At 62.4% G+C, this 26336-nt stretch carries 27 protein-coding genes; 14 read left to right on the forward strand and 13 right to left on the reverse strand.

The genetic code is table 11. The features are described from left to right. Nucleotides 1-109 precede the first annotated feature (109 nt). From HH303_RS13095 to upp, 6 genes are all read right to left on the reverse strand, one after another. Nucleotides 110-604 (reverse strand): DUF2937 family protein, encoded by a 495-nt coding sequence (locus HH303_RS13095; RefSeq protein WP_169625825.1) that lies wholly within the window; start codon nt 602-604, stop codon nt 110-112. A 100-nt stretch (nt 605-704) separates the two neighbouring features. Next, a complete protein-coding gene (locus HH303_RS13100) occupies nt 705-1496 on the reverse strand; it encodes a dienelactone hydrolase family protein (protein ID WP_169625826.1) in 792 nt (263 codons plus the stop codon). A gap of 60 nt (nt 1497-1556) precedes the next feature. Next, on the reverse strand, nt 1557-2354 hold the full coding sequence (locus HH303_RS13105) for an HvfC/BufC N-terminal domain-containing protein (RefSeq protein ID WP_169625827.1): 798 nt from the start codon (nt 2352-2354) through the stop codon (nt 1557-1559). Next, nucleotides 2351-3262: an MNIO family bufferin maturase gene (gene bufB, locus HH303_RS13110; protein WP_169625828.1), complete on the reverse strand. Its 912-nt coding sequence runs from the start codon at nt 3260-3262 to the stop codon at nt 2351-2353. Before bufB ends, HH303_RS13105 begins: the two co-directional genes overlap by 4 nt. Nucleotides 3263-3266: 4 nt before the next feature. After that, nucleotides 3267-3533: a BufA2 family periplasmic bufferin-type metallophore gene (bufA2, locus tag HH303_RS13115; protein ID WP_169625829.1), complete on the reverse strand. Its 267-nt coding sequence runs from the start codon at nt 3531-3533 to the stop codon at nt 3267-3269. A gap of 182 nt (nt 3534-3715) precedes the next feature. Further along, a complete protein-coding gene (gene upp / locus HH303_RS13120) occupies nt 3716-4366 on the reverse strand; it encodes a uracil phosphoribosyltransferase (RefSeq protein ID WP_169625830.1) in 651 nt (216 codons plus the stop codon). Between the two features lie 304 nt (nt 4367-4670). Between upp and HH303_RS13125 the strand changes: the two genes are divergently transcribed. Continuing rightward, the gene (locus HH303_RS13125) at nt 4671-7916 is read left to right on the forward strand and encodes a coiled-coil domain-containing protein (RefSeq protein ID WP_169625831.1); all 3246 of its coding nucleotides are present in this window, start codon (nt 4671-4673) and stop codon (nt 7914-7916) included. Nucleotides 7917-8157: 241 nt separating this feature from the next. Beyond that, nucleotides 8158-9954 carry a putative bifunctional diguanylate cyclase/phosphodiesterase gene (locus HH303_RS13130; RefSeq protein WP_169625832.1) on the forward strand — a complete coding sequence of 599 codons (1797 nt, stop codon included), beginning with the start codon at nt 8158-8160 and terminating at the stop codon, nt 9952-9954. Between the two features lie 47 nt (nt 9955-10001). Here HH303_RS13130 and phaR read toward each other — a convergent pair whose 3' ends face one another. After that, nucleotides 10002-10673 carry a polyhydroxyalkanoate synthesis repressor PhaR gene (phaR, locus tag HH303_RS13135; RefSeq protein ID WP_169625833.1) on the reverse strand — a complete coding sequence of 224 codons (672 nt, stop codon included), beginning with the start codon at nt 10671-10673 and terminating at the stop codon, nt 10002-10004. A gap of 161 nt (nt 10674-10834) precedes the next feature. On the opposite strand from phaR, the gene HH303_RS20115 reads away from it, so the two are divergent. The 12 genes from HH303_RS20115 (at nt 10835) to HH303_RS13190 (ending at nt 20271) form a co-directional block, all read left to right on the forward strand. Then, a complete protein-coding gene (locus tag HH303_RS20115) occupies nt 10835-11377 on the forward strand; it encodes a hypothetical protein (RefSeq protein WP_227421815.1) in 543 nt (180 codons plus the stop codon). A gap of 52 nt (nt 11378-11429) precedes the next feature. Further along, nucleotides 11430-12419 carry an alpha/beta fold hydrolase gene (locus HH303_RS13140; RefSeq protein ID WP_227421816.1) on the forward strand — a complete coding sequence of 330 codons (990 nt, stop codon included), beginning with the start codon at nt 11430-11432 and terminating at the stop codon, nt 12417-12419. Nucleotides 12420-12587: 168 nt separating this feature from the next. After that, complete coding sequence (locus HH303_RS13145) at nt 12588-13763, forward strand: acetyl-CoA C-acetyltransferase (RefSeq protein WP_169625835.1); 1176 nt, start codon at nt 12588-12590, stop codon at nt 13761-13763. Nucleotides 13764-13833: 70 nt separating this feature from the next. Beyond that, entirely contained in the window at nt 13834-14232 is a 399-nt protein-coding gene (locus HH303_RS13150) for an ACT domain-containing protein (RefSeq protein WP_169625836.1), read from the forward strand. A gap of 56 nt (nt 14233-14288) precedes the next feature. After that, complete coding sequence (locus tag HH303_RS13155; protein WP_169625837.1) at nt 14289-15236, forward strand: nitrilase-related carbon-nitrogen hydrolase; 948 nt, start codon at nt 14289-14291, stop codon at nt 15234-15236. A 4-nt stretch (nt 15237-15240) separates the two neighbouring features. Next, nucleotides 15241-15447 (forward strand): twin transmembrane helix small protein, encoded by a 207-nt coding sequence (locus HH303_RS13160; RefSeq protein WP_169625838.1) that lies wholly within the window; start codon nt 15241-15243, stop codon nt 15445-15447. Between the two features lie 9 nt (nt 15448-15456). Further along, nucleotides 15457-16020, forward strand: a complete 564-nt coding sequence (locus HH303_RS13165) for a cob(I)yrinic acid a,c-diamide adenosyltransferase (RefSeq protein ID WP_169625839.1) — start codon at nt 15457-15459, stop codon at nt 16018-16020. A gap of 5 nt (nt 16021-16025) precedes the next feature. Beyond that, nucleotides 16026-16295 (forward strand): hypothetical protein, encoded by a 270-nt coding sequence (locus tag HH303_RS13170; RefSeq protein ID WP_169625840.1) that lies wholly within the window; start codon nt 16026-16028, stop codon nt 16293-16295. Between the two features lie 8 nt (nt 16296-16303). Beyond that, the gene (locus HH303_RS13175) at nt 16304-17122 is read left to right on the forward strand and encodes a hypothetical protein (RefSeq protein ID WP_169625841.1); all 819 of its coding nucleotides are present in this window, start codon (nt 16304-16306) and stop codon (nt 17120-17122) included. 117 nt (nt 17123-17239) lie between these two features. Continuing rightward, nucleotides 17240-17992, forward strand: a complete 753-nt coding sequence (locus HH303_RS13180) for an electron transfer flavoprotein subunit beta/FixA family protein (protein WP_169625842.1) — start codon at nt 17240-17242, stop codon at nt 17990-17992. A gap of 24 nt (nt 17993-18016) precedes the next feature. Beyond that, a complete protein-coding gene (locus HH303_RS13185; protein ID WP_169625843.1) occupies nt 18017-18949 on the forward strand; it encodes an FAD-binding protein in 933 nt (310 codons plus the stop codon). Nucleotides 18950-19044: 95 nt separating this feature from the next. Next, a complete protein-coding gene (locus HH303_RS13190) occupies nt 19045-20271 on the forward strand; it encodes a TIGR03862 family flavoprotein (RefSeq protein WP_169625844.1) in 1227 nt (408 codons plus the stop codon). Here HH303_RS13190 and HH303_RS13195 read toward each other — a convergent pair. The 6 genes from HH303_RS13195 to HH303_RS13220 form a co-directional block, all read right to left on the reverse strand. Continuing rightward, nucleotides 20268-20615 (reverse strand): carboxymuconolactone decarboxylase family protein, encoded by a 348-nt coding sequence (locus HH303_RS13195; protein WP_169625845.1) that lies wholly within the window; start codon nt 20613-20615, stop codon nt 20268-20270. The two genes, HH303_RS13190 and HH303_RS13195, sit on opposite strands and share 4 nt — an antisense overlap. 74 nt (nt 20616-20689) lie before the next feature. Further along, nucleotides 20690-21919, reverse strand: coding sequence for an RNA polymerase factor sigma-54 (locus tag HH303_RS13200; RefSeq protein ID WP_169625846.1), 1230 nt, complete (start codon nt 21917-21919; stop codon nt 20690-20692). A gap of 88 nt (nt 21920-22007) precedes the next feature. Continuing rightward, nucleotides 22008-23507, reverse strand: coding sequence for an aldehyde dehydrogenase (locus HH303_RS13205; protein WP_169625847.1), 1500 nt, complete (start codon nt 23505-23507; stop codon nt 22008-22010). A 13-nt stretch (nt 23508-23520) separates the two neighbouring features. Further along, nucleotides 23521-24330, reverse strand: a complete 810-nt coding sequence (locus HH303_RS13210) for an ABC transporter permease (protein WP_227421818.1) — start codon at nt 24328-24330, stop codon at nt 23521-23523. Further along, a complete protein-coding gene (locus HH303_RS13215) occupies nt 24330-25226 on the reverse strand; it encodes an ABC transporter permease (protein WP_319637411.1) in 897 nt (298 codons plus the stop codon). Before HH303_RS13215 ends, HH303_RS13210 begins: the two co-directional genes overlap by 1 nt. Then, on the reverse strand, nt 25223-26320 hold the full coding sequence (locus HH303_RS13220; RefSeq protein WP_169625848.1) for an ABC transporter ATP-binding protein: 1098 nt from the start codon (nt 26318-26320) through the stop codon (nt 25223-25225). Before HH303_RS13220 ends, HH303_RS13215 begins: the two co-directional genes overlap by 4 nt. Between the last annotated feature and the right edge of the window lie 16 nt (nt 26321-26336).

Genomic DNA, 26336 nt, shown 5'->3' on the forward strand with positions numbered 1-26336 from the left:
TCGGACAGCGTCGACTGCGCTTGGCAATGACCCACATCGCCTGCGCATCCTCTCCTCGCCGACAAACCGATATAGCGATCCTGGCCATTCCAAATGAACGCGCACCACACTAAGCCTCTCGGCGGGCCCGGCGGAACGGCATCAGACTCCATAGAATCGCAGGCAGCAGATAGCCGATAAAGAATCCCAGAAAGGCATGCGCCCCGCCGCTGATCGACAGCGGTACGGCGGGTTGGAAATCCTGAAGCGTGTTGCGCGCGATCGCGGGATCCAAATGGAAGGCGTCTTCCACCAGGATCATGTACCAGGGCGCGCCCCGCAATCTGTCCAGGGCGTCGATCAACCAGGTTTGCCGGGCCAGGGTTTGGACCATCGCTTCCCCTTCGCCGGAGATGACCGGGTCCGGATTGTTCCGGAAATGCCGGACATAGTCGTAGCGTTCCATACCGGCCTTGGCGGCGCGGTCGTCCAGGGCGGCGATCTGTTCCCGTACCTCGTCCAACGCCCCGCCCAGCCGTTGCAGATATTGCTGATGATAGGCCGGGAACTGCGACATCAGGATGGCGCAGGTCAGTGCGAAAATAAGATGTAGGGACCGTACCATGTTGTTATTCGCCCGCATCGGTGTCCGATGCGGGCGATCATAAGGTGATTTGCGGCGACATTACATCACCCGCGCGGAAAAACTTGGATGACGCGCCGGGTCAGGTCTTCAAGCTCTGCGACAGGAAGCTGGTCGTCCTCTCCCAGGACAGGGCCGCGTCTTCCTGATCGTATCGGGCGCTGGTCGGGTTCGCGAAGGCGTGATCCGCGTCATAGCGATAAACCGTCAGGCTTTTCCCCGCTTCCGCCATCTGGGTCACGAATCCGTCGACCATCGCGGTATTGATGAACTTGTCCTGGGTTGCGAAATGGCCCAGGACGGGACCTTTCAGGCTAGCCAGTTCCGCGGCGCTTTTGTCCACCCGGCCGTAATAGATGACCGTCGCATCCACCGGTTCCGCCAGCGAGGCATTCAACGACCAACCGCCGCCGAAGCACCAGCCGCAGGTGCCGATCTTGCCTGTCGATCCGTCATGACCGCGCAGCCAGTCGATCCACAGGCTGCAGGTTTCCAGCGCTTTGCCGGGGTTTGCGCCCACCTTGCCGGTCAGGGCCTTCGCCCCGTCCGGCGTCGTCGCAACCTCACCCCCCATCAGATCGATGGCCAGGGCGATATGGCCCTGGGCTGCGAATTCCGCCGCCACGGCCTTGATTTGATCGTTCAGGCCCCACCATTCGTGGATCAGCATGACTGCCGGGGCGGGCGTTTGCGCCGGCATGGCCAGGGCGGCGCGGACCTTGCTGCCGTCGGACAGGGTGGATCCAACGGTCTGCAACCCATCCGCCGCCGCCTTGGCGCGTTTTGGATCGGCCAGAACCGCGGCCAGGGGCGAAACGCCCAGTCCCGCCCCGGCGCCGCCAATGCTTTTGATTACGGTGCGTCGTGCCAACATATCCCAATCTCCCAGCCTGTGAATGGTCGGTTGTGGTATTCGAGGGGTGAAGAATGGCCGCTAATCCGCATGGGCGTCTAGAGTGAATCCGCCCAAATCGACAATCCATCCCGCGCCCACCCAATGACCCAACAATTCGGCGGCGCGCGCCGCGACAAGGGAGGCGTCCAGATGGTCCGCGATCCGGTCGCAGAGATTGGAAAAATCGCCACCGTCCGTGAGGGCGGACAGACCGTCCGCCTCGTCGTCGGCGAGCGGCCGATGCTGAACGGTCAAACTTTCCGCATCCCGCCAAACCGCCCAGCCGCTGGTCTTTTCCAAGGCCGTCGGCGCGTTGTCGGGGTCTCTTTCCTCGGCCGCCGCTTTTCGGAAGTCGACCAGATCGTGGCCCAGCGTCAGCAGTCTCAAAGACGGATGAAAGGCGAAGGTCAGACCCGGCCAGGCATCCGGGGGGACGGTCGCGAAAACCTCCGGCGGTAGCGCGTCCGCATCCGCCGCGTCGAAGGCGAAACTCAAGGCCCATTCATAGGCCGCCATATCGACGAGAACCGGATGGCGTCGCCCGATATCGGTCGCCCCCAGCCAATCGGTGAAGTGCCGCCCCAGCCAACGTGCGTTCCGGTGCGTGGAAGGATGGTCGGCAAGATAGACATCGACCGTTGCCTCGAAGCGATCCGGCCCGAGCAGCGCCGCGACGCCGGGAAACTCCCCGGCCATGATCTCGCGCAGACGCGCGCCATAGGCATTGCGATAGACCGGCAGAAAGGCGCCGCCGCGCGCCAGATACGGTGCCAATGCCGCATCCCCTTCCAAAAGATGGCGTTGGAACAGGGTTTGTAGGTTGGCCAGCGTCGTCATGCGGCGCGTTCTTTCGGTGCGGCGTGTAATACCCCCCGTTGCAGGCGGCGTGCGGTTTGCAGCTCCGCGACCAGGATGTCGAAGGCCGGGATCTTGCCGTCGCGTTCGATCATCGTCGGCACCGTGCCGAATCGTTCGACGGCCTTGCCATATAGGGTCCAGACGACCCCGGTGACCGGCGCGTCATGGGTATCGACGATATGGTCGCCGTTGTTTTCGTGCCCGGCGAGGTGGATTTGCTTGATGCGGTCGGCGGGCAGACCGTCCAGATAGGCGACGGCGTCGAAATCATGGTTCACGGACGAGACATAGACATTGTTCACGTCCAGCAGCAGGTCGCAATCCGCCTGCCGGGTCAGTTCGGACAGGTAATCCCATTCCGACATCTCATCGCAGTCGAAGGCGACATAGCTGGATGGATTTTCCAGGGCGATCCGGCGACCCAGAATGTCCTGCACTTGGCGGACTCGTCCGGCGACGTGTTTCAGGCTTTCTTCCGTCAGGGGAACCGGCAGAAGATCGTGCATGTTCAAACCATGCGCCCCGGTCCAACACAGATGGTCGGACAGGACCGGCGGGTTTAAGAGATCGGCAAGTGTCTTAAGGCGATGCAGATAATCCATATCCAAAGGATCGGACGAGCCGATGGACAGGGAAACACCGTGCATGGCGACCGGATAGCGTTCGCGTACACGCATCAAGTTGCGGCGGGGCAGACCGCCCGCTTCGAAGAAATTCTCCGAGATGATCTCGAACCAATCGACATCCGGGTGCGGGCCAGTCCGGGCGTCCAGGATATCCGCATAATGCGGAACGCGCAGGCCCAGGCCGAATCCGGCGAAGGGCGTCTGCGCATTGCCGAAAGGGGAGGCCGGATCGCCGGCCTCCCGCTTTGCCGAAGCCGTCATCGGCTTACTCGACGACCGTGCCGCCCTGCGACATGCAATCGTCGGCGCTCGCCGCCGGCAGCCAGCCGTGGCCCTTGCACTCGTTCAGGCCCTTGCAGGAATTCGTGGCGGAGGCGCAGGCGCTGGTGCCTTTGCAGGTGTTGATGCCGGAGCATTTCACTTCGCTGGCCTTCGCGGCGGTCGGTGCGACGGAAACCGTCGAACCGGCGATGAACAGCGCGGCGGCGGCGGATGCGAGGGTAACGCCGATGGCTTTCTTTTGAACGGACATGGTAGGGCTTCTCCACTGTAATCTGTGTCTGTTGCGACGGGATCGAACCCGTTCGGCCGGTCACGAGCGACCGACGACGCAGAGTGTAGCGGCGCCTTTCAAAGCCGCGAGTCACAAGGCCGTCGCAGGCTTTCACAAACCAGTGAGATTGCCGCGAGCGGATTTGCTCGCTGTCGTCGTCCTTACCGTGTGCCGAAAATACGGTCGCCGGCATCGCCCAGACCGGGGACGATATAGGCCTTTTCGTTCAGCTTTTCGTCCAGGGCGGCGGTGTAGATGGCGATGCCCGGATAGGCGTCGGTCAGGACCTTCACCCCTTCCGGCGCGGCGACCAGCGCGAGGAAGCGGATATTCTGTTCCTCCACGCCGTTGTCGATCAGCACCTTCACCGCATGGGCCGCCGAATTGCCGGTCGCCAGCATCGGGTCGCACAGGATGAACAAGCGCCCGCCCGGTTCCGGCAGGTTCACGTAATATTCGCAGGGCTGTTTCGTTTCCGGATCGCGGTACAGGCCGATATGGCCGATCCGCGCGGACGGCATCAATTCGATCAATCCGTCCACCATGCCGATCCCGGCACGCAGGATCGGGACGATCGCCGGTTTGCGTCCGGCCAGCACCGGGGCGCGCATCTTTTGCAGGGGCGTTTCGATTTCCACTTCGGTCAGGGGCACGTTGCGGGTGATTTCGTAACCCATCAACAGCGCGATTTCCTTCAGCAACGCGCGGAAGGATACCGTCGGCGTGTCCTGCCGCCGCAGCCAAGTCAACTTATGCTGCACCAGCGGATGGTCGACGATATGCAGGCTGGGGAAATCTTTGTGGACCATCATGCGGCGGGGCTCCTATGGGCAGTCGCGCCCGGTCGCATATCCGAACCGTTGGCGCGGATGCGGCGGGCAGCGGGTGAACGGCGATCTCGCAGGGCCGCAGGATAGTGCGGGCAGGGGCCGTGAACAATGACCTAATCGCGCAAAGGGCGGCGATTCTGGCGGCAATGGGGCGGATCGGCTATACTTCCCGTCCCACGGGCGGTCCCGGATTTCCTGGCCTTCCGGGGCGAATCGGCAATGCTGCCATTATTAGGTCGACCCATAAGGGTGAAACACCCGCGATTGACGGCGAAACGAGAACCGGATGAGTGACGATACCGACCGCGGCGCGGCCAGCGCGCCCGCCAATACGAACGCGCCGAAGGTAGCCCGGTTTCCGGGTGGGGACCGGCGTGCCCGGGCCACGGTGCCGGAAGACGTCCAGGAGGTTCTCAAGAAAGCGCGGCGGCGGTCGCGTCTTGTCGGCTGGGGGGCGGCGGTACTGACCGCGCTATGGGTCGCCGGGGCGACCCGCTATTTCCAGGAAATCGGCGGCTTGGCGCTGCTCGATCTTCTGTTGCCTCAGGAACTGGCCTCTCTTGCCGCCGGGGCGACCTTCCCGCTGATCCTGCTCTGGGTCTTCGCGCTGTATGTAAGAGGGTCGGAGGAAGTCAGCCTGCATACCGAAACTCTGCGGCGGCAGCTCGAACTGCTGACCTATCCGGCGGAGGAAGGGGAAGCCCGCGTCCGGCGCGTGTCCGATCTGCTGCGCAAGCAGGCGGATCAATTGTCCCAGGTCGGCGATGTCGCGGTGGCGAATCTGACCGAACTGGCCGATGCGCTGCGGGACACGACGGGGGCGCTGGAATCGGCGGCGCACAGGGCGGAAGACCGCGCCGGGGATATGCGCAAGGGCCTGTCGGCGCAGGCGGAACGGCTGGAAACCCTGGCGGAACGTCTGGAACGCCATCGCCGGGATCTGGAAGGATCGGTGGAGATACAGACCGATACCCTGATGCGCGCGGCGACGAATGTGTTGGAGACAACGGATTCGGTCACGGCATCGCTGAAGATTCAGGCCTCGGACACGGTTGCGGCCTCTGAACGCGCGGCGGCGGAAATTCGCGATATGTCGGGCCTGTTTCAGGATTACACGGAACAATTGGACAGGGCGGCGCAATCCGCCGAACAGCGCAGCATCTCTGCCCGCGAAACTTTGGATCACAGCGTTCGTTCGCTGGACGACGCGGCGGACAATGCCCGCGACAGCGCCGCCGATATCGCGCGCAGCCTGAAGGACGAGGTCGACCGTATCGGCCAACGGCTGAAGGATGCCTTCGAACAGCAGACCAAGAGCTTCACCGATTTCACCGACCGCAGCGAATCCCGCATCGGCCGGTTGTCCGACGTCTTGACCCGGCAGGCGGGCCTGTTGGAGGAGGCTGTCGCGCAATCCATGTCGCGCCTGGACGAGGCGATGGCCGAAAGCCTGAACCGCGCGACCGACAGGGTCGACGCCATCGCAGACACGGCGGATGTCGCGGCGGACGGGTTCTCGCAGAAACTGGGCAGCGCTGTCGCGGAAGGACGCGATGCGTTGACCGCCGCGCTGGCCCGGTCGGGGGAGCAGGTCGAGGAAATCGCCCTGGCACTGCGTCAGCAATCGAACGATTTGGTCCGCGCCGCCGACGGCGTCACGACGCAATCGGATACGGTGCGCGCGACGGTCACGCGTCAGGTCGAAGATCTGGCGGCGTTGCACGCGACCCTGGTCGAACGGTCGGGGGAGGTGGATGCCGAGGCCGACCGTCATCGCAAGGGGATCGCTGCGACGGCGGAACAGGCGGTGGAACAGGTCCGGTCGATGGGAACCGCGCTGTCCGAGCAGGCGACGGAGATTTCCAAGGCAAGCGATCTTGCCGCGTCCCGTGCAGAGGCGATCCGCGCGTCGTTGCGCCAACAAGCGGCGGAGTTGAATGCCGCCTCCGACCATGCCAGCAATCAGGCCCGCGAGATCGAAACCCTACTGGCCGCGCGCCTGACCGCGATCAAGGAAGCCATGGCGGAAGGCGTGACGACCCTGGACGAAACCTTCGATCCGGCCATCGCCCAAACCCGTGGCATGGCGGAAATGCTGAAACGCCAGAGCCAGTCCTTGCGAGAAGCGGCGGATTGGTCCGCGGACCACGCCCGGACCCTGGGGGAGGTGCTGACCTCCAACAGCGCGGCGTTGCGTGAGGCGGCGGATCGCGCCACCGGCCAAATCCGCGAAATCCGCCACGGATTGCAGCACGAAACTGCCGAATTGAACAAAATCACGGACAAGGCATCGGCAGGCGCCCAGGCGATCCGCGAAGGCCTCGCCGCCGATGCGGAAGCCCTGCGTTATCTGGCGCTTCAACTCGCCGAGCAGCGCCAAGCCATCGAAACGAGTGCCGAAAGCCAGACCGAAACGCTTCTGGCGGCGAGCCAGGAAGCGACCGAACGCGGCGGTCAGATCGACGCGGCCCTGCGCGCACGGGTCGAGGAAATGCGGAGCCTGACGGACGAAGTGTCCCGGCGCCTGACGGAGGCCGGCGGCATCTTCCGGGGCGAAGCAGGCGAAATGCGTCAGGCGACCCAGACGGCGCTGGCTCTGCTGGAAGAGGTTGGTCGTCACTTCCATGAACAGTCCGAAAAGCTGACCAGCGCCTCCGTTCAGGCCGGGATGCAGATTTCCGACAACCGCGAAGGGTTGAAGCTGCAAGCCGAAAGCCTCGTCGCGGCGGCGGATGCCTCCGCCCGGTCGTTGCAGCTGATATCGGATGCCTTCGCGCAGCAGGCGGAAGGTGTGGACGAACGCACCGAACTGACGGCGGAACGGGTTCGGGCGCTGATCGAAATGCTGCGCACGCAGTCGGGCGATATCGCGGCGGCGGGCGATCTGGCCAACCAGCAATTGGCCTTGGTCGGCCGAACGTTGAGCGACCAGGTCTCTTCCCTGGAACGGGCGGCGGGCGCATCCAAGGGGCAATTGAAGGAATTGGTCGAAACCTTGTCGGACCGTACGCAGCAGATGCTGAAGGCGGTGGACGAGTCGGAAACCCGGTCGAACCGCGCGGCGGAAAAATTCCAGGGTCAGGTCGAACGCCTGACAGAGGCCTCGCAGCGGGCAGAAGAACAGGCGAAGGCCATCCATCAGCGCGAGGACGAACAGCGGCGCGACCTGTTCCTGCGCACCGCGCGTTATATCGTCGAGGAGCTGAATTCGATTTCCATCGACCTGACGCGGGTCCTGCAAGGCGAGGTGCCGGAGGCCGATTGGCGGCGCTATGTGAAGGGCGACCGCACGGTGTTCACCCGCAACCTGCTGCGCACCCGTCAGACATCCATCGTCAAGACGATCAGCGACAAGATCCGCCACGATACCGAGGCGCGGAAACACGTGCTGCGCTATATCGATCAGTTCGATCGGCTTCTGGGCGATTCCGAAGAGACCGATCCGGAACACTTGATCCATTCGACCTTCGTCACGTCGGATGTCGGGAAACTTTATATTCTTCTTTGCCGCGCGACCGGTAAGGAGGAATAAGGAACTCATCTCCGTATTGATAAATGCTCCTCCCTGGATGACTTGTCCCGGTTTTCGGCCGAGGGTGAGTTTTTCGCTGATTTCAAAGTTCTCGAAAATGAACTTTAGAATTTAATTGCGTTTTTCACTGTTTCTGGTTGAATATGTTTGATGCCTCAAATGGTTGAGGGCGTCACAATGCGATTTACAGCATAGGTAGTGGGCAGTGGGGGCTGTCCGAAGGTTTCGTGGGGGACCCCGAGTGACGACCAAACCGCCATCCCGTCCCGACGCCTCGACGTTGGTCAGCAATGCGCTGACGGCAGCGGGCGATCTTGCCTATTGCTGGAACCTGCAAGCCGACGATATCGCCTGGATAGGCGATTCCAAATCGATGCTGGGCGGCGGCAGTTTTGACGATGTCGATACCGGCGAGAGTTTCGGTGAGCGGATCAATCCGGAAGACCTCGCCCGCCGCTTGCAAGTTCTGAATCGGCACCTCGCCACCGGCAAACCCTATGACTGCGAATACCGTATCCGCCGCAAGGACGGGGCTTTCTGCTGGGTCCATGATCGGGGCGGCGCGGTCTATGACGAGATGGGGGCCCCGGCCTATTTCTACGGGACGCTGCGTGTCGTTACCGGCCGGAAGCAGCAGGAAAGCCTGCTGGAACATCGGGCGAATTACGACGATTTGACCGGGCATTTGAATAAGGTGCGCCTGCGGGAAGCGCTGCAGAACGCGCTGTCCTATAACGAACGCTACAAGGTTTCAGGCGGTTATCTGGCCATCGGGATCGACAAATTGTCGATGATCAACGACGGCTATGGGCATGAAACGGCGGATGCGGTGATCGTCGGCGTCGGCCAGCGGGTCGAACGCTGCCTGCGTGTGACCGACGTGATCGGACGCATCGGCGGCGACCGGTTCGGCTGCGTCCTGTCCCATTGCGATGAGCACGGGCTGCAGATCACGGCGGAAAAGATTTTGGACAGTTTCCGGTCTTCGCCGATCGAAACGCCTAGCGGGCCGGTCCATATCACGGTGTCGGTCGGCGGCACGCCCATTCCCGGCTTTACGCGGACAGCGCTGGACGCCATGACCGGGGCCGAAAGCGCCCTGGCCGAAGCGAAAGCCATGGGCCGCAATTGCTACGTTCTCTATCGTGTGACGGAAGAGCAGCGTCAGCGGCAGCGCACGAATATCTCCGTCGGTGAAAAAGTCCTGAAGGCGCTGGACGAAGGGCGCATCGTGCTGGCCTATCAGCCGGTCGTCGACGCCACGACGCAGAAGATCAGCTATTACGAAACGCTGATCCGGATGATCGACCCGGACGGCAAGATCGTGCCTGCCGGCCAGTTCATACCGATCGTTGAGAAGCTGGGCATGATCCGGCCGCTGGACTTGCGTGCCCTGGAACTCGCCGTGGGCGATCTGACGGTTCAATCCGCCGTCCATCTAGCGGTCAACGTATCCAGTCTGACGGTGACCGATCCCGCGTGGCTGCGCACCTTGATGAGCCTGATCAAGGGCCGTCCCGATGTCGCCAAGCGCCTGACGATCGAGATCACGGAAACCGCGGCGCTGGAAGATTTCGACGTGACGTCGCGTTTCGTCAGCACGGTGCGCGACCTGGGCTGCAAGGTGGCGCTGGACGATTTTGGGTCCGGCTATACGTCCTTCCGGCATATGAAGTCGCTGACCGTCGATGTCGTGAAGATCGACGGCGCCTTTGTGAAGGACGTGGCGACGAACCGCGAAAATCAGATGTTCATTCGGACCTTGCTGGGGTTGGCCGACGGTTTCGGGCTACAGACGGTCGCGGAATGCATCGAGACCGAAGAAGAGGCCGAAATCCTGACGCGCGAAGGCGCGGATTTCCTGCAAGGCTGGTATTTCGGGAAGCCGATCGTCGACCCGGTCTGGAAGGACGGCACGATCGTCCCGGATGGCGAGGCCGATCCCCCTAATACGGATGGAAAAGACGACAAAACCATGTCCGGCGCTGCCGGTGGAACGGTCGTGCATTTCCTGTCCCGCGGCCAGAAAAAGCCTTAGGGCTTTCAATCCAAGTTTTCGGGTAAGCGATTGGGGTGGGCTGCGTGTCAGCCCTTGCTGCCGCGCATGGCCTTGATCTGCTTCTGCATTTCTTCAAGTTGCCGTTCCAGCGCCTCGACCTTGTCTTCACCACCGCCGGAGGCTGTGCTTTCCGAGGTGTCCGACGCTTTACCGGGGACGGGTTTTTCGCCCTCGCCCGCGAAGGGGGAGAACATCTGCATGGCACGTTCGAACATGGCCATGTTCTGCTTGCCCAGCTCTTCCAACGGACCGAAGGGGAAGACTGTGCCGAACGTACCCTGCACGTATTCCCGCATCTTTTCCTGATTGTCGGTGAAGGACCGGATCGACATGTCCAGATACTTCGGCAGCATCATGCTGTGCATATTGTCGCCGTAGAAACCGATCAGGCTGCGCAGGAAGCTGACGGGCAGCAGATTCTGTCCGTTCTTCGCTTCTTCCTCGACGATGATCTGGGTCAGGACCGCGCGGGTGATATCCTCACCCGTCTTGGCGTCGAAGACAGCGAAATCGATGCCTTCGCGCACCATCTGCGACAGGTGGTCCAGGGTAACGTAGCTGCTCGTCGCCGTGTTGTAGAGGCGCCGATTCGCGTATTTTTTGATCGTGATCGGCTGGGCGGTGCTGGCCTCGCCGGTTTTCGCTTCCTCCGGAGCCACCGACTCCGTTTTCCCGTTCGCAGGTTTTTCCTGGCTCATTCTCTTTTACCTCTTCGATCCGCGTGATCGGGTCCGCAAGGATTGAAATCGTATCGACAAAGGGCGCGGATCGCACTGCGGAAAGGAAGTGTGCACCCGTCGGCGCTGCAGTGCAATAGACCTGTTCGCGATGCGGTGGTCGCGTTATAGTTCCGGACATCATGACCAAGAACAACGACAATACCGGGCCTACTGGCGGTGGTGACGGCTCCGGAAACGACCATGGCGACGATCCGGCGGAACTCGCCCGTCGCTTTGTCGATCTTTGGCAATCCCAAATTTCGGCAATGGGAAGCGATCCCGACCTGACGCGCAGCATGGAAGAATCCGTGCGCGCCTGGCAGAATTTTACTTCCAGCCTGATGGCGGGTCAGGGGCCGAACGCGTCCCCCATGGACGGCGTTATGCAGGCGATGGCAGCTTGGGGACAGCATGACGCAGGCGCACAGCACCAGAAATCGGATCGGCCCAAGACCGCTGCCGGTGCATCTGATGGCGGCGAGCGGATTTTACATGAGCTCGATCGCCGCCTCGCTCGCATTGAGGAGCGGCTCGCTCGTCTGGAATCCCGACCTTCGGGCGGAAGCGGAAAAACTGACGGCGGCGTTGGAAAATCTGCCTCCCGGAAAACCGCAGCAAAAAAAGCCGCAACAAAGAAAACAGCAGCCAAACGACCTCGCAAAAAGCCGGCAACCAAGTCCTGACGCCGCGTTTCCCCTAGCCGTCGAGCGGGAGGCGCGATCGCGGCTGTGCCGTATGCTGCGCGGGATAGAGAGATACCGGTCGCATCCGTATCGCCGCACCGACAGCACCCCGGATGCCTTGTGGCGGGAAGGGACGTCGACCCTTTTGGATTATCGCGTCTATTTGAAGGGACCGGCCCGACGCCCACCGGTCGTGCTGGTGCCGTCTTTGGTCAACCGGGCCTATATTCTGGACCTGCGACCGGAACAAAGCCTCGCCCGGTATCTGGCGGACCGGGGGCATCCGGTTTTCCTGATGGATTGGGATGCGCCGGGGGAAACGGAACGCTCCTTCGACGTGGGTGACTACATTGCCCGGCTGCGGCGGGCTCTGGCTGCGACCGCGCGGGAAATGGGGGAACCGGTTGGACTCGTCGGATATTGCATGGGCGGGCTGCTGGCGTTGGCGGCGGCCATCGGCATACCCGATACCGCCCGCTCTCTGACATTGATGGCGACGCCGTGGGATTTTCACGCGGAACGACCCGAGCAGGCACGTGCCCTTGCGGCGCAACTGCCGGGATGGGAGCCGATGCTGGCGCAACATTCGGAACTTCCGACGGATGTCTTGCAGGCCTTGTTCACGGCATTGGACCCGTTGCTGGCCTTCCGGAAATTCGCGTGGTTCGACAAACTGAACCCGGACAGCGATGCGGCGAAGGCGTTTGTCGCCCTTGAAGACTGGCTGAATGACGGCGTCCCGCTCAGCGCCCCGGTGGCGCGCGACTGTATTCGAGGCTGGTATGGCGAAAATCGTCCGGGGCGCGGGATTTGGATCGTGGATGGGTTGCCGGTCGATCCCGCCGCCTGGACGAAACCCACCCTGGCGCTGATCCCTGCCGGAGACCGGATCGTGCCGCCGGGATCGGCGCTTGCTCTCGCCGGTGCCGTGCCGGACTGTCGGATCGAAACCCCGTCGATCGGCCATATCGGCATGATCGTGGCCGGGAATGCCCGGCGGGCGGTTTGGGAACCGCTCACGGAATTCCTGGATTCTTGGTGACCCTGCGCTATCTTTGAACCAGCGGTTGATCCAAGTCATGGCTTGGCGGTATGTTGCGGCGCACAAAACTGTCGCGACGAAGGGCACGCCCTTCGATGGAGAACGCAGCCGAATTCGGAAGACCGGAAAACCGTCCGAAAAGCGGCCTTAATTGGGAGGAGAGATCCGATGTCCGATATCGTTATTGTTGGTGCCGCGCGCACCCCCGTCGGTGCATTCAATGGAACCATCAGCGGGGTCAGCGCCGCGTCCCTGGGGGCAACCGCGATCCGCGCAGCGATGGAACGCGCGAAAGTCGCGCCGGAAGATGTCGACGAGGTCGTGATGGGCCAGATTCTGACCGGGGGTGAAGGCCAGAACCCGGCGCGTCAGGCGGCGATCGAGGCCGGTATTCCCGACGACAAGACGGCCTATGTCATCAATCAGGTCTGTGGGTCCGGCTTGCGCACGGTCGCGCTGGGCATGCAGGCGATCCTGGCGGGCGATGCCGATATCGTCGTCGCCGGCGGTCAGGAGAATATGAGCCTCGCCCCGCATTGCGCGCATCTGCGCAACGGTCAGAAAATGGGCGATATGAAATTCGTCGATACGATGATCAAGGACGGTCTGTGGTGTGCCTTCAACGGCTATCACATGGGCAACACGGCGGAAAACGTCGCCCGCAAATGGCAACTGACGCGTGAAGAGCAGGACGAATTCGCCGTGGCGTCCCAGTCCAAGGCCGAAGCCGCCCAGAAGGCCGGTAAATTTGTGGACGAGATCACCCCGGTCACCGTGAAGACCCGTAAGGGCGAGATCGTGTTCGACGCGGATGAATATCCGAAGCACGGCACGACCATGGAAGGGCTGGCGAAACTGCGCCCGGCCTTCGACAAGGAAGGCACGGTGACGGCGGGCAACGCCTCCGGCATCAATGACGGCGCGTCGGCGGTGGTGCTGATGTCCGCCGCCGAAGCGGCGAAGCGCGGCCTGACCCCGTTGGCGCGGATCGCCTCCTGGGCAACGGCGGGCGTCGATCCGGCGATCATGGGCACGGGGCCGATCCCGTCGTCCCGTAAGGCGCTGGAAAAGGCAGGGTGGAGCGTCGACGACCTCGACCTCATCGAAGCGAACGAAGCCTTCGCCGCGCAGGCCCTGGCCGTGAATAAGGATATGGGCTGGGATCCGGCGAAGGTGAACGTCAATGGCGGCGCCATCGCGCTGGGCCATCCGATCGGCGCGTCCGGCAACCGCGTCTTCGTCACGCTGCTGCACGAAATGGCAAAGCGGGATGCGAAAAAAGGTCTGGCCACCTTGTGCATCGGCGGCGGCATGGGCGTCGCGATGTGTATCGAACGCGCCTAAGACGTCTACAGTATCGAAAATGGTGTATCGTCCCCGCTTCGGCGGGGACGATCGTTTTAGAGGGGACGTCATGGGGAACGGTGAAACCGATCTGGCGACACTGATCGCGGGAATGGACCCGGTTCTGGATCCGGAAACCTATATCTTCACGACAGTCCCGGCCGATGCCGATTTGCTGGTGAAGCCCTTGATGCGGTTTTCGGAATCCGAAGGCGACACGCTCATCTTAACGGTTCGGGATGCGGCAAAAGTTGGAATTTCCGGCGATGCGCGGTTTCGCCGCATCACCCTGACCGTGCATTCGGCGCTGGAGGCGGTGGGCCTGACCGCAGCCTTCGCCAGCGCCCTGGGCGCGGCGGAAATTCCGGCGAATGTCGTTGCCGGATACTATCACGATCATATCTTCATTCCGGAAAATATGGCGGAACGAGCCGTCGAAGCCTTGCGGGCCCTGGCCGATCAGGTTTGATCGAAAGGCGCCGCGGGCGTAGGCTTTTCGGATTGTCGGGATTGGGAGACGAAGAAATGACTGACAGCGTATCGATCACGCTCTGGGCGACGAATTTGGCCGTGCCGCTGGCCGGGCCTCAGGATTGGCTGGACCGATTGGAACGTGTTGTCGTGGAGGCGAAAGCGGAAGGCAGCGCCCTGGTGATCGCGCCGGAATATGTCTCCGAACAATGGTTGACCTATCACGGTCACGACGCGGCGCTGACCGACGAGCCGGCGCGCATGGCGGAATCCGGTGCGGCGCTGGTGCCGGGCATTCAGGCGCTGGCCGACACGCACGGTATGGACATCATGGCCGGGTCATGGCCGGTCCCGCGTCCCGACGGGCGCTACAGCAACGGCGCGCATCTGTTCCGCGCCGGCGGCGATGCGCCGCTGATTCAGCGCAAACTGTGCATGACGCCGTCGGAAAAGGACCCGGCGAGCTGGGGTATCGTTCCGCATGAGGAAATGCAGGTCTTCGAATGGAACGGCCTGAAATGCGCCATCGTGATCTGCCTGGACATCGAACTGCCCGCGTTGTCGATGAAATTCGCGCAAACCGCGCCGGACCTGGACATTATCTTCTGCCCGTCGATGACGGAAAAGCTGTCGGGTTATTCCCGCGTTTTCGGCTGCGCCAAGGCGCGGGCGGTGGAACTGATGACCACCGTCGCCGTCTGCGGCGTGATCGGGTCGACCCCGCTGGGCGAAGGGCGCCCGAACGTGTCGGGTGCGGCGGTCTATCTGCCCTGTGAGGCGGAGTTGGGTTTCGACGGACGGTTCGCGGAAATCGGCCCGTTCAACGAAGCCCCGGTCGGCGACGATCTGGGGCCGCGCCTGCATGCGAAGAATATACCCATCGGCGTTGTCCGCAAACTGCGCGCGTCCCAGCCCGAAGTCTGGCCCGGCGCCTGGACGGGCGAGGGCGTTTCCGTAACCCGCGTCGCGGATCGTGCCGCGTCGCTTAAGAAATCGGCTTAAAGCAATGACAGTTTTTGCAATCATTCTCATGGTCGTTGCCATGATCGTCACGGCGGGGATTTTGTTCCTCGGTATTTTCAGCATGACCCGGGGCGGTGCCTTCAACGATAAATGGGGCAACCGTCTGATGCGCTATCGCATCCTGGCGCAGTTCGTGGCGTTGCTGATGTTCGCCATCGCCGTCAGCATGTTGAGGTCGAACGGAGGCTGATCCGGCGGCATGGTCACCCTGTCCAAGATTTATACCCGCACCGGCGATAGCGGTCAGACATCGCTTGGCGACGGGTCGCGCCGCGCGAAACACGATCTGCGGGTCGAGGCCTATGGCACGGTGGACGAGACCAATGCCGTTCTGGGCATGGTCCGGCTGCATACGGATGGCGAAATCGACGCCCTGCTGGGTCGGGTTCAGAACGACCTGTTCGACTTGGGCGCGGATTTGTGCACACCGGAAGGAACGGAACGTCGGTCGTCTACCCTGCGTATCCAGGAAAGTCAGGTGACGGCGCTGGAAGAGGCGATTGACCGTTACAATGAAAACCTGTCGCCGTTGAACAGTTTTATCCTGCCCGGCGGGTCGCCGGCGGGCGCGGTGCTGCATCTGGCGCGCACCGTGTGCCGCAGGGCCGAACGGCTGGTTGTCGAATTGGCGGCGGTGGAAGACGTCAATGCCGATGCGGTTAAATACCTGAACCGGCTGTCGGACCTGCTGTTCGTCCTGTCCCGTGTCGCGAATAACGGCGGCAAGGACGACGTCCTGTGGGTGCCGGGCGCGAACCGGTAGCGCCCATGTCGATCCTCGTCATCCTGGTCCTGCTGGCCATCACCCTGTGCTGTATTGCGGGGATCGTGCTTCAATTCTATGCGTGGCGGCATTTGAAGCCCGGTATTCCGCGTTACGGCCATAAAGACAGCATGTTCCGCAAGCGCGCGGACTATTATACCGAAGACGGCATGCGCTATATCGAAATGCAGAAGAAGCTGACCTATGTGATGTTCGGCCTCTTCGTCGTCTTCATCGTTCTGATCGAAACCGGGGTCGCGGACGGAACCAATTAGGCGCCGTCATGATCCTGGAAGCCCTGGAATACCTGATGACCCCCTGCCCGAAATGGGCGCGGGACTTCGGGTATCTGTCCGAATCGATTGCGATCCGGCACAGGGCGAAGCGATGCGCCGATGCCTGGAAGCCGCATCAGGACCAGACGAAGGCCGCGATCCTGGAAAACTGTCCGGACGATGCGGAAACAATCGTCGTGCTGGGCGCGGGTCATTGTTTCGATATTCCGGTGCCGGAATTGGCCCGGCGGTGCCGAAACTTGGTGCTGGTCGATGCGGTCCGGCCGATGGGGCTGTGCTTGCCCAGGAATACGGAATTCCTGACTCGCGACATACACGGATTGTCCCTGTGCCTGTTCGAAGGCCGCAACCGCCATCAAAGAGGGGAGCCGTTGCAGGAATTTTCGGGCGCCGATTACGTCGTGTCCGCCAATCTGATTTCACAATTGCCGATCCTGCCGCTGCGGCATTTGGCGAGGCTGGGGCTGGCCGCCGATCTGCCGCCGCAAGACGGATTGGCCGCCCAGATACAGCGCGACCATATTGCGGACCTCAAGGCCCTGTCGGGGCGGGCGGTCCTGATCGGCGACGCGCGCCGGGTCGTGCGCGACCGATCGGACAAGGTCCTGTCGGATGAGGCGCTGACGAAACTGATGCTCCTGCCGACACCGATGCGGTCCTGGTCGTGGCATTTGGTCCCACCGGGCGAGAATAGCGACGGGCGGACCGTGGAAATCGACGTCGGGGTCTGGATGTTCCGACCGGATGTCGCGAACGGACGGAAACGCGACCTTTCAACGCTTGACCCCCTGCTTGGGGCCTCCTAAACACTTCAGTCGACAAGGGGGTCCTGTCGGCTTTTCAGCCGGAGGATCCGAGTTTCAATAGGGTTTCGGTTCGGTCGAACCATGCCCGTCGATCCTGTGAAGAGGGAGCGCGCCGCAATGAAGGTTTTGGTGCCGGTTAAGCGCGTCGTCGACTACAACGTCAAAATCCGCGTGAAGGCGGACCAGACGGGCGTCGAGACGGCGAACGTCAAAATGTCGATGAATCCGTTCGATGAAATCGCCGTCGAACAGGCTGTCCGTATGAAGGAAGCCGGTCAGGCGGAAGAAGTCATCGCCGTGTCCATCGGCCCGCAGCAGGCCCAGGAAACCATCCGCACCGCGCTTGCCATGGGTGCCGACCGCGGCATCCTGGTGCAGCATGATGGCGAGGTCGAGCCGCTTGCGGTTGCCAAGATCCTGAAGGCCGTCGCCGAAGCCGAAGGTCCGGGCGTCATCCTGTGCGGCAAGCAGGCGATCGACGACGACGCCAACCAGACCGCGCAGATGCTGTCCGCGCTGCTGGGCTGGCCGCAGGCGACCTTCGTGTCCAAGCTGGAAATCGGTTCGGACGAAGCGACCGCGACCCGCGAAGTCGACGGCGGTCTCGAGACCATTAAAGTGAAGCTGCCGGCGGTATGCTCCGTCGACCTGCGCCTCAATGAACCGCGCTACGCGTCGCTGCCGAACATCATGAAGGCGAAGAAAAAGCCGATCGACACGAAGAGCCCGGCCGACCTGGGTGTCGATCCGGCCCCGCGCCTGACCACGGTGAAGGTCGCCGAACCGCCGCCGCGTCAGGCCGGCGTGAAGGTCGCCGACGTTGCGGAGCTTGTTGCCAAGCTGCGCGACGAAGCCAAAGTCATTGGTTAATTCGCACCCGGAAGGAACGAAGATATGAGCATTCTCGTTATCGCGGAACACGACGGTGCGTCGATCCTGCCCCACACCCTGAACACGGTCACGGCGGCTCAGGCCGCGGGCGGCGACGTGCATGTCGCGGTCATCGGTTCCGGCTGCAAGGCGGCTGCGGAAGCGGCGGCGAAAATCGCCGGTGTGTCCAAGGTCCTGCTGGCGGACAGCGCCGAATATGCCAACGGTCTGGCCGAAGCGGTCGCGCCGGCGGTCGTCAAATTGGCCGACGGTTATGCAGCGGTCATGGCCCCGGCCAACACCTTCGGCAAGAACGTCATGCCGCGTGCGGCGGCTCTGATGGACGTGCAGCAGATTTCCGAAATCTCCGCCGTTCTGGGCGACAAGACCTATGAGCGTCCGATCTATGCCGGTAACGCCATCGCGACGGTGAAGTCCGGCGAAAAGGTCGACGTTCTGACCGTTCGCATGACGTCTTTCGACGCCGCCGCCGCTGAAGGCGGTTCGGCTGCGATCGAAGAAGTCGGCGGCACGGGTGCGCAGGATCAGTCGACCTATGTCGGCCAGTCGGTCACGACCAGCGACCGTCCGGAACTGACCTCCGCCAAGATCGTCATCTCCGGCGGCCGCGGCATGCAGTCCGGCGACAATTTCGTCATGCTGGAAAGGGTTGCGGACAAGCTGGGCGCTGCTGTCGGCGCGTCCCGCGCGGCGGTCGATGCGGGTTACGTCCCGAACGACTATCAGGTCGGTCAGACCGGTAAGGTCGTCGCCCCGGACCTGTATATCGCGGTCGGTATCTCCGGTGCCATTCAGCACCTGGCCGGGATGAAGGACTCCAAGGTCATCGTCGCCATCAACAAGGACGAGGAAGCCCCGATCTTCCAGGTCGCCGATTACGGCCTGGTCGCGGACCTCTTCCAGGCGGTGCCGGAACTGGAAAACGCCCTCGGCTGAGTTTAAGCTGAGACGGGTTGAGAGAAGGGCGGCTTTCAGCCGCCCTTCTTGTTTTTAACGGCGTTTTTCAAAGGATTGCGCAGTGCCGGTGTCCCATGCTTGAGGTCGTTACCCCTCGCGCCATTGTCGTCGGCGGCGGCCCGGCGGGGCTGATGGCCGCCGATGTCTTGCTCGACCGTGGGGTTGCCGTCGACCTGTATGACGCGATGCCGTCCTTGGGGCGAAAGTTTCTGATGGCGGGGAAGAGCGGGCTGAACCTGACCCATGCCGAACCGTTGGAAACCTTCCTGACCCGGTTCGGTGCGGGACGCGATTGGCTGGAATCGTCCCTGCGCAACTTTGATAATGCCGCCGTCCGCGACTGGGCGGCGGGATTGGGTGTCGAAACCTTTGTCGGATCGTCCGGCCGGGTCTTCCCGACGGAAATGAAGGCGGCGCCTTTGCTGCGCCGATGGCTCGCGCGGTTGCGGGATCGGGGATTGCGCATTCATGTCCGTCATCGCTGGACCGGTTGGGGCGCGGACGGCGGCTTGATTTTCGATACGCCGTCCGGACCGGTGACGGTGTCGGCCCCCGCGACGGTTTTGGCCCTGGGCGGCGCAAGCTGGCCGCAATTGGGCAGCGACGGGGCCTGGGCCGGATGGATGCGGAACCGTGTCGCCCTATCGCCGTTCCGGCCCGCCAATGCCGGTTTCGATGTTGCCTGGACGCCGCATTTCGTGGAGCGATTTGCGGGAGAACCGGTGAAGTCGGTTGTCCTGAAAGACGGTGCGACCGCCCGCCCCGGCGAATTCGTCGTCACCGAAACGGGAATTGAGGGGAGCGCCGTTTATGCCTTTTCCGCTTCTCTGCGCGATCAGGTGGACCGAACGGGCAGTGCGCAACTGACCCTCGACCTGACGCCGGACCGCGGCGAGGAACGGCTTGTCCAGGCCCTGTCGAAGGATCGCGGCAAACAATCTCTTTCCAGCCATCTGCGCAAGGCGACGGGATTGAAGGGGGTGAAGGCCGGGCTGCTGCGCGAATGTCTTTCCCCGGATGTCTTCCAGGACCCGGTCCGTCTGGGCGCGGCAATCAAGGCCGTGCCCCTACGGCTGATCCGGTCCCGCCCCCTGGAGGAAGCGATCAGCAGCGCCGGCGGGGTGCGATGGGACGCCGTCACCGGAACCACGCAGCTTGCCGCCATGCCCGGTACCTTTGCAGCCGGTGAAATGCTGGATTGGGAAGCCCCCACCGGCGGGTATTTGCTGACCGCCTGTTTTGCCCTGGGTCGACGGGCGGGCGAAGAGGCGGCGGATTTCCTGGGAACGGCGTCGCGTTAGGGCGCGGACGGACCGGACAATTCATCGAATGCCGCCAGGGCCTTCGCGCCGTACATCAAGGAGGGTCCACCACCCATATAGACGCACATGCCCACCGTTTCGGCGATTTCCTCCCGCGTCGCGCCATGCCGGATCGCGGCCTTCACATGGAACCCGATACAGCCGTCGCAATGCGTGTCGATCCCGATGGCGATCGCGATCAGCTCCTTCGTTTTCGGATCGAGGGCGCCCGGCGCGGTAGCGGCCTTCGCCAGTTGCGCGAACCCGGCGGCGGCCTCCGGCATTGCTTCGCGCAAGGAGGCCAGTTCCTTATTCGTCTCGCTTAAAAATCCAGCCCATTCCATAACACTCTCCTATCCTGACGCGTCGTTGTTACCGTCAGGATAGGGCATAGCATGCTTGGGGGGCATGAGATGGATCAACGGCGGCGTTTCCGGGTCGCGCGATTGTCGATCCCCGCCCGGTTTCGGATGTTGGACACAACACGCCGGGACACGGTGATGCCGTGACGGGATAGCCGTTCGGCGATTTGCGTGTCGCTGAACGGCTTTTCGGCGGATTCGCTTTCTACGATCCGGGCGATCATTTCCCCCACCGCCGGGGCGGCAAACCGGGGTTCGTCCGTGATCGGGTCCCGCCGCGCTGCGCGGCTGAAAAAGCGGGTCAGCGGGATTGTGCCATGCGGCGTCGCGGCGGACCCCGCATTGACCAGGCGTCCGACGGTGCTTTCATGCAGGCCTATTTCCAACGCGACCGCCCGCTTGGTGAGGGGGCGCAAGGACCCGACGCCGTCCGACAGGAAACCGGATTGTTCTCTCGCCAGGACGCGGCCCACATCCAGCATCGATTTGTTCCGCCGTTCGATCGCGGCGATCAGCATATTGGCTTCCCGCCGCTCCTGGGAAAGGCGCGACCCGCGCGGTACCGATCCGCCGAGGGTCGCCAGCGATAGGCGGGGTGTCGTTTCCGGGTTCAGGGCGACCTGCCAGCCATCCGTCGTCTCGGTGAAGGTCAGGTCCGCGACACGGGATGCGCTGGTCTGGCTGGAAAACCGGGCGGCGGGACGCGGGTCGAGTTCCCGCAGGCGGGCGACGAGGGACGCGACCCTGGACAATGGCAGCCTCGTTTCCGCCGCCAGGGCCTCCAATCCGCCCTGGGTCAGGAGGTCGAGACGGTCGAGCACGGATTGCATTTCCGCGTCCAACGCACCGACAGCGGCGAGTTGCAGGCCTAGGCAATCCGCCAGCGAGTGGGCGAAGACGCCGCGCGGTTCGATCCTGCGCAGCGCGTCCAGGACCGCATTGACGCGGTCCCGCGTCACGCCGGTTCGACGCGCGACGGCGTCGGTCGTGGCCGTCAGAATGCCGTTCGCATCCAACGCTTCCGCCAGGGCAATGGCGATGGCGTGATCGCGCGGCGCGGGGACCAGATGCGGCAATTGACTGAGGATATGCGAAATGAGCGAGGGGCCGTCGTCTTCGGCATCGGCACTGTTGAATTCCGCCGGACGGGCGGCCTGAACCATAAGCCAGGGATTGTCCGATGCGATTTCGTGAAGCGTCTGCGTCAGTTCGACATTCGAAAGCTCAAGGAAACCGATCGACCGGGTGAGGCCCAAGGTGAGCCTCAACGCGGTCTGCTGACGCATTGAGATTTCGTTGGATATCTTCATCGGACCGGCGCTTGAACCCTCCGAAGAAATTGCGGGCGGCCTTTCGAACCGCCCGCAGTATCAATCATCCGTTCAAATCGATCCAGACCGATTTGGTCTGGGTATATTGGGTCAGGGCCTCCAGGCATTTGTCGCGGCCGTTGCCGGACTGCTTGAACCCGCCCCAGGGCGTCGTCGCGTCGCCCGCCTCATAGGCGTTGACCCAGACGATCCCGGCTTCGATATCGCGGGCGAAACGATGGGCTTTCTTCAGGTCCGCCGTCCAGATCGACGCGGCCAGGCCGTAGATCGTATCGTTCGCGACCTCGATCGCGTTGTCGTAACCGTCGACCGGTATAATGGACGCAACCGGGCCGAAGATTTCTTCCTGGGCGATTTTCATCTTGTTGGACACGTCGGTGAACAGCGTCGGCTCGACATAGCATCCCGCATTGTATTCCGCCGGAACCACCCCGCCGAAGGCCAGTTTCGCGCCTTCGGATTTGCCCGCATCGATGTAGCCCAGGACACGGCTCTGCTGTTCCGTGGTCACCAGCGGGCCCATGGTCGTATCCGGGTTCAACGGATCGCCCAGGGCGACGGACTTCTTCGCGGCCGCGGTGAACAGGTCGACGTAATCGCCGTAGAGTTTGCGATCGACCAGGATACGCGACCCGGCGGAGCAGACCTCGCCCTGGTTGCCGTAAATCCCGGCGACGCCCGTCGCGGCGGCGGTTTCCAGGTCCTCGCAATCGGCCATGACGATCTGCGGGGACTTGCCGCCGCATTCCGTCGTCACGCGCTTCATGTTCGACTGCCCGGCATAGATCAGCATCAGCTTGCCGACCTCGCCGGAACCGGTGAAGCCGATCTTGTCGACGTCCATATGCAGCGCCATCGGTTTGCCGGTTTCCTCGCCGAAGCCGGTGACGACGTTGAAGACACCGTCCGGGCCACCGGCCTCGCTGAACAGCTTTGCAAGCAGCAGGGCCGATAGCGGCGACTGTTCGGCGGGTTTCAGGATGATGGAATTGCCGCAGGACAGGGCCGGGGCGATTTTCCAGGCGGCCATCATCAGCGGATAGTTCCACGGCACGACCAGGCCGCAAACGCCGATCGGCTGACGCAGGATGTAATGCAGGGCGTCCGAATTGGTGGCGGTGACGACCCCTTCCATCTTGTCGATGCTTTCCGCAAAAAAGCGGATGGTCGACAGCGATCCCGGAATGTCGACATTGATCATGTCGGAAATCGGCTTGCCCATATCCAGCGTATCGAGAACCGCGAAGTCTTCGGCGTGTTCTTCGATCAGATCCGCGAAGCGGGACATAACGTCCATCCGCGCGCGCGGCTCCATGCGCGACCAGACGCCGGACTTGAAGGCCTTTCGGCCGGAGGCGACGGCCCGGTCGACGTCTTCCGCGTTGCCCTGGGCGACGGCGGCCACAACCTCGCCCGTTGCCGGGTTGATCGATTCGAATTTCCGGCCCGTCACGCTGTCGACGAATTTACCGTCGATATACATGCGGGTTTCCGGTTTGATCGCCGCGGCTTTCTTTTTCCAATCCTGCACTGTCAGTGTCATTTCACTCTCCCCGTTACTGGTTCTTTCGACCGCGCGTGACGATCACGGCGGCAACGATCAGCACTAAAGATGCGGCCACGATCAGGGTGGCGACGGCGTTGATTTCCGGCGTAACGCCCCGGCGCATGGTCGAATAGATGTACATCGGCAGCGTATTGTCGCGGCCCGTCAGGAAGAACGTCACCGGGATTTCATCGAAGGACAGGACGAAGGACAGAAGTCCCGCCCCGATGATCGCCGTCTTGATATTGGGCAGCGTCACGTCGATGAAGCTGCGCCACGGTCCGGCCCCCAGATCGAAGGCCGCTTCCTCAAGCGATTTCGGCAGGCGTTGCAGCCGGGCGTAAACCTGCGTGACGACAACGCCCAGCAAGGCGGTGGCATGCCCCAGGATCACCGTTTCCAGGCTCAACTGGAAACCGACCAGCTTGAACATGTTCAGCATGGAAATACCGGTCACGATGCCGGGCAGGGTGATCGGCAACAGGATCAGCCGCCGGAAGATGGATTTCCCCGGAAAGGCGAAACGGTGCAGCGTCATGGCCGCCGGGACGCCGACGATCAGGGTCAGGGCCGTGGCGAAGCTTGCGACATAGAAGCTGTTCCAGATCGCCGCCTGAAGGTCGGTGTTTTCCGCCAGCTTGCGGTACCAATCCAGGGTGAAGCCGGACAATGGCCAGGTCAGCGAGCGGGAATCGTTGAAGGAAAAGGCGACCAAAACCCAGATCGGCACGTAGAGGAACGCCATCAACATACCGACGAAGGTCATGAAGGCCGTGTCGGCGCCGTATCGGGAAACGAGGTTCATCGGTGCGTTCTTCATCACAAACCTCCCGTCAGGCCCTTGCGTTCCATCCGGTCCGACAGGGACACGATGGACAGCACGATGACCAGCATGACGATGGACAGGGCGGAACCGAGCGGCCAGTTCAGCGCCGCGCCGAACTGTGTCGCGATGACATTCGCGATCAGGTTCCCGTCCGGCCCACCGACCAGGAAGGGGGCGATGAAGTCGCCGAAGGACAGGCAGAAGGTCAGGGTGAATCCGGCGGCGACGCCCGGCAGGGACAGGGGCAAGGTCACATGCCAGAAGCTGCGCCACGGTCCCATGCCCAGATCGGCGGAGGCCTCCACAAGGTTCGTCGGGATCTTTTCCAGCGCCGTGTAGATCGGCATGACCATGAAGGGGATGAAGATATAGGTCAGGGTCACGACCATGGAGAACTGGTTGTAGAGGAAGATCGACGAAGGTTCGTCGATGATACCGACATTGATCAGCAGGGAATTCAGCACCCCTTCCGTGCCCAGGATTGTTTTCCAGATATAGGCGCGCAGCAGATAGCTGACCCAAAGCGGCGCGATGACCGCCATATAAAGCCACGCCCGCAGCGCCGCCGATTTGCACCGAAAGACGAGGTAATAGGCGAAGGGATAGGCCAGCAGAAAGGACGCGATGGATACCAGAATCGCGATCTTCAGCGTCCGCAGGATGACCAATACATATTGGGGATCGGTGAACAGGGTTATGTAGTTCCCGAACTGGAAATCCGGGATGAAGGACGGATATTTCTTCAGCCAGAAGGACGTCACGACGATGATGCCGTAGGGCAGCAGCATGAAGAACGCGATCCACAGGATCGGAATTCCGACGACGAAGGCCCCGGCGAGATTGTGTTTCGCGAGGCCGCGTCCTGCGAGGGTGCGGGAAAGGGCGCTCACGGTTCGATCCTTCCTTCGAAAACGAAGACGTTTTGCGGATCGACGCCCAGGCGCACGGGCTGGCCGACTTCCGGCACCGAGGTCTGGGCCAGGCGGTCGGGCAGGATACGGTCGGTATAAACTTTCTCCCCGCCGGGCAGTTTTACGGAAAGGCGCAATCCCAACCCGTAATAGATGACTTCGGCGACCGTGCCGGACAGAACGTTGCCGGCGGATTCGCCGTCGGCCAGTACGCGGATTTTTTCCGGTCGGATACCGGCGGTGACGGCAGCGCCTTTCGAAAAGGCGGTTTCCAGATCGGCATTCAGGGAAGCACCGTTCATGCCGATGACGGCCCGCGACCCATCGACACTGTCGATGGTGCCGTTCAGGAAATTGGTCGTCCCGATAAAGTTCGCGACATAGGGCGATTTCGGATGATCGTAGAGGTCCTGCGGTTTGCCTTCCTGCGCGATCCGGCCCGCTTCCATGACGACCACACGGTCGGACATGACCAGGGCTTCGGTCTGATCGTGGGTCACCATGATGAAGGTGATCCCGACCTTTTCATGCAGGTGTTTCAATTCGATCTGCATCAACTCGCGCAGCTTCGCGTCCAGCGCGGAGAGCGGTTCGTCCAGCAGCAGGACCTTCGGGCGCCGGACGATGGCGCGGGCCAGCGCGATGCGCTGCCGCTGCCCGCCGGACAGTTGCTGGGGACGTTGATCGATCTTGTCCTGAAGTTCGACGAGCCGCAGCGCATCGATGACGCTCGTCTCGATCTCGCTCTTCCCCAGTTTCATCATTTTGAGGCCGTAGCCGACATTCTCGCCGATCGTCATATGCGGAAACAGCGCATAGTCTTGGAAGACCATATTGACCGCCCGGCGATAGGGCGGGTCCCAGGTGACATCCTTGTCCGCCAGCCGGATCGTGCCCGCGGTCGGTTTTTCGAATCCGCCGATCATGCGCAGCAGCGTGGACTTTCCACATCCCGACGGTCCCAAAAGGGTTACGAACTCCCCATCCTCGACAGACAGCGATACGTCGTCGACGCCAATGATCGTCGGACTGAAATGCTTGGAGAGATTCTCCAACTGGATAATTGCGGCCATCTACCCTGTCCCCTGT

Origin of the sequence: Pacificispira spongiicola, assembly GCF_012926505.1 — a bacterium.
Taxonomy (GTDB): domain Bacteria; phylum Pseudomonadota; class Alphaproteobacteria; order UBA8366; family Aestuariispiraceae; genus Pacificispira; species Pacificispira spongiicola.